Source organism: Okeania sp. SIO2F4 (assembly GCF_010672385.1).
Classification (GTDB): Bacteria; Cyanobacteriota; Cyanobacteriia; order Cyanobacteriales; family Microcoleaceae; genus Trichodesmium.
In genome coordinates, this window is sequence record NZ_JAAHGT010000883.1 from 1 (window position 1) to 4,094 (window position 4,094).

General features: G+C 36.0%; 3 protein-coding genes. All 3 read right to left on the minus strand.

Going from position 1 to position 4,094, the window contains the following annotated elements; genetic code table 11:
* Window positions 1-665 (minus strand): Asp-tRNA(Asn)/Glu-tRNA(Gln) amidotransferase subunit GatB (gatB, locus tag F6K22_RS34400; RefSeq protein WP_293108774.1); only part of this gene is annotated, 665 nt, incomplete at its 3' end.
* A 516-nt stretch (window positions 666-1,181) separates the two neighbouring features.
* Entirely contained in the window at window positions 1,182-1,589 is a 408-nt protein-coding gene (locus tag F6K22_RS34405; protein ID WP_293108777.1) for an SRPBCC family protein, read from the minus strand.
* 308 nt (window positions 1,590-1,897) lie between these two features.
* The gene (locus F6K22_RS34410) at window positions 1,898-3,130 is read right to left on the minus strand and encodes a cupin-like domain-containing protein (protein WP_293108780.1); all 1,233 of its coding nucleotides are present in this window, start codon (window positions 3,128-3,130) and stop codon (window positions 1,898-1,900) included.
* Window positions 3,131-4,094: the final 964 nt, after the last annotated feature.

Here is a 4,094-nt window from a genome sequence, read left to right on the forward strand (position 1 = left end):
TGTCCCACAGGTCGCACAGAAACATTAACATCACACCGCAGGGAACCTTCCTGCATATTACCGTCACTAACTCCAAGGTAGCGGACAATTCGCCTTAGTTCTTGAGCATATTCAGCAGCTTCTAGTCCAGAACGTATATCCGGTTCTGAGACAATTTCAATTAATGGTACACCAGCACGGTTGTAATCCACCATTGAATAAGTTGAACCAGCTAGGCGATCGCTACCTCCGTGGACTAATTTACCCGCATCTTCCTCCATGTGCAGTCTGGTAATACCAATTTTTTTACGAGTTGCACTACCATCCTCATCTACTATTTCTATTTCTAGCCAACCATGTTCAGCGATGGGCAAGTCATACTGAGAGATTTGATAATTTTTGGGTAAGTCTGGGTAAAAATATTGTTTCCGGTCAAATTTACTGTAGGGTGCAATTTGACAATTTAAGGCCAATCCTGCTTTGACGGCATATTCTAGAACTTTTTGATTAAGTACGGGTAATACTCCTGGCATTCCCATACATATTGGATCAATGTTGGTATTGGGAGTGCCACCAAATTCTGTGGAGGAATTAGAGAAAATTTTGGTTTGGGTACTAAGCTGACAATGGGTTTCTAGACCAATAATCGCTTCATACTCTGTTTTAACTTTTACAGTTGTGGTCATTTCAGTTATCAGTTATCAGTTATCAGTTATCAGTACCTCTGGCTGAAACCGAGGCTTGAGACCTTATTTTTTAATCAACTTAAGATTATAGCATCAATTTTTTGATGATAAATAAAAATTAAAGAATAAAAAGAATAGCTCTCAGGAAGATTCGGTTTTGAGTAAGAATTATTAAGGGAATTTTTACCAATGGATAATTGATAATTAATCAATTGGGTTTAAAGCCTTATATTTCAAGGGAAGAAAAGTACTAGGAGATTTCCTTGTATTCAATCCTCTTGGTTTTCATTGAGGTAATTATCCATTATTCATTATCAATTAATGAAAGAGAAATAGTAGAAGAAAGCAATTTTCTTAATATAGCAATCCTCAAATAATTTGTAACAATTCAAAAACTAGAAGTAAATTCCGAAACTCTTGCGCGTTGCCTATTCTCTATTCTCGAAAAGCAGTAATATTTTTATACACAAATAAAATAGGACTGCTATAGATTCATGTACTTTCCTTCTTCCTTCTTTATGATTCTACGAAATCTTTTAAAGCTAAAAGTGTTTGAGATAAAGATTTTTTCATTTGAGAGCCTAACAAAAGTGAAAAAATGTATTTTAAAATTCCCAAAAATATAATTTTGTGTGTAACTAAAGTTTTAGTTTCAAATGGTTCAAGAATATGTTCAAACCTGATAGTGCATAAAGGTAATTTTGATTCATTAATAAACAACTTATTCTTAATTACTTTTACCAACCTAATTTGAACGTACCCAGATTTAGTTTGTAAATCAATCAATGAATTATCAGCAAAATCTCCATGAAGATGTGCATATTTAGTATCTGGGTCCCAATTTGACCATTGGTTTACTTCTGAATAAACTTTAAAGATATTTTCTGGATTGGCATTAATTTCTATTTTGGATTCAAATTGCATTATTTGTTCACCTCCAAATAAATTTTAACTAGCTAGCTCGCTTTTAGCCCATACGCTAGCCTCCTGCGGAGGAACTGCGGCCTTCAGCTTTTTGAGCGATCGTTTAAATCCCCGGTTTCTATAAACCGGAAGGTGCGCGGAGGGGTAACATTCCCCTTCGTTCACATTTACTGCTGAGTGCTGAGTGCTGAGTGCTGACCGCTTTTTTAAATATATATTCTAGTGCTATTTTGTACTATATCTTTTCCTGTGGAATGTGGGTTTTAACCTGTTCTCTGTTCCCTGTTCCCTATTCCCTGTTCCCTCTCTCAACTAGGATTTTGATATTTATAGGAATTGGGAAAAATAAAGTTCATCAAAGAAAGAGAAATACTAATATTTAGCGACTTAACTTGATGCCACCAACCGATAGGAATAAAAATCATTTCTCCAGGTTCAATAATTACTTCAATAATTTTGACTTTCCTAAACAAAGGATATCTATTATAGTCTGGATTTTCTAAGTCTACTTGACTAAAAACAGTTTGATAATTGTAGAGAAATGGCGTTTGGTCGGGAGAAATAATTCGCCAAAGTTTTCGTCCATAGACTTGAGCACCTATAAGGTTAGTTTGGTCGTGATGTACTGGTGTGATTGTACCACCTGGACCAAACCATAATTTGATTTTACCCTTAGTATTTAAACTATCTAAAAAATCAGGATAAACATTTATATCATCCAGGAGATTCTTAATTTTATCTCTTTGAAAATTACGATTACTAGCAACCATATAATAATCATTAGTATCACCGCCATTGACAACCATATCGACATATTCGCTTAATTTTAATTCTCTTTTGTGTCGAGCTTTATTAATTTCATATTGTGCATCTGAGTTACGATTATTTTGAATCTCTACATCAGCATCGCCATAATTAGTTTTAAAGTATTCTGGAGTCCACAAAGACATAGCTTGCCATTCGGTCATCATATCTGTAATTACAACCGGAGTATTTGTGGCATAGTATTTTGCTAAAAATTCTTCTTTGGAAATATGACTTCTGCGTTCTATATAGCTAGAGTTGGGAGATAGTTGAGAAATTTGATGGCGGACTTCTAACATAGATTCGAGTTTTCTTAATAACTGCGCCATGCTATTGCTTGCTTTAAAATATGGATTAGTAGTTAAATGATTTAATTCTGCTATAGCAAGTTGCTCATCTATTCCTCTTTTAACCATTTCCTGAATAATTGAAGTATCAGGGTAGTTTCGCAATTTACTTTCAGCCATCCATTGTTTCCAGTCATCGGAAATTTCAGATTGATTTTGTTGATTTAATGATTTCTGGTCAGACTGGAATGAGTTTTTGTTACTTCCTTGATTCTCAATTTCCAGAATTCTAGAAGCAATTTTTGCTCGCTCTTGCTCAGAAATATTTTGGTTATTCAAAACAACTTCGAGGATTTCAACAGACTTATCAATTAGATGCTGTAGCTTTTTTTTAGGTAAGATTTCCATTCCTAAATTTTTGGCTAATTTTTGCTGTATTATTATGTTCAAAATTACGTTCTTACAATTATTCCTCCTAATTTCTCTGTCTCACCACCCTCCCCACACTTCCCACACCCCACACTCTGCTTTTTTGAGCAAGCCCTAAGTATTGCCCCCTTTTTATGTCGGCGACAGCCGTTTTTCTCCACAACATGAATAGTGTTTGTAGAGGATTCCGTAGGAAAGCTTTGCTTCAACAATTAATAATTAATAATTACCTCTTTTTATAACAGATAGGATTGCCTAAAAGGAATTTTTTTTCTTTTCAAGGGGAGATTGGATATGGCGCACTTCGGAGCGGCTCTGCATTCTTCGGGAAACCTCGCCATCCCATCCTACTGAATGCTCCGCAAACGACGGATTTTTCTCGATGAATGGAGAGGCTTTAAACCCAATTTTTCGGTAAGCAAAACCCACCCTACTAGGGTGTCTAGCTTTAAAATGTGGGTTGAAAAACCTAGCCCCCCAACCCCCTTCCCTACTAGCGTTGGGGGAGTATCTCTCCCCTCTCAAGAGCAGGAGAGGGGTTGGGGGAGAGGTCTTCCAGGTTCTCAAACTTACCCACAGTTTTAGCCTAGACATGCTACTACGTCTAGATTTAATATTCCTTTGACAAACAGTCTCTAATGGTGTAATGAGAGAAGGTGTCAGGATTTTTTTTACCTGCTGTGTAGGGGAAAAACTCAATAATATTAAGACTTACACAGAGACAACATATATAGCGTTAAAAACTATAACGTTATAGTTTTTAAACTCTATATATAGTACCTTTGCGTAAGTTATGAATATTTCAGACAATGAAATCATCAATATTCTCCCAATCCCCCCATCCCCCCATCTCCCCATCTTCCCATCTTCCCACCTCCCCATCACCTAATCTTCACGGCCAATCCAACCATTAAAGGTAAAGCGACTATGCTCAAATGCTTTAATAAGTCCTGAATATTTCAGACAATGAAATTATCAACATTCT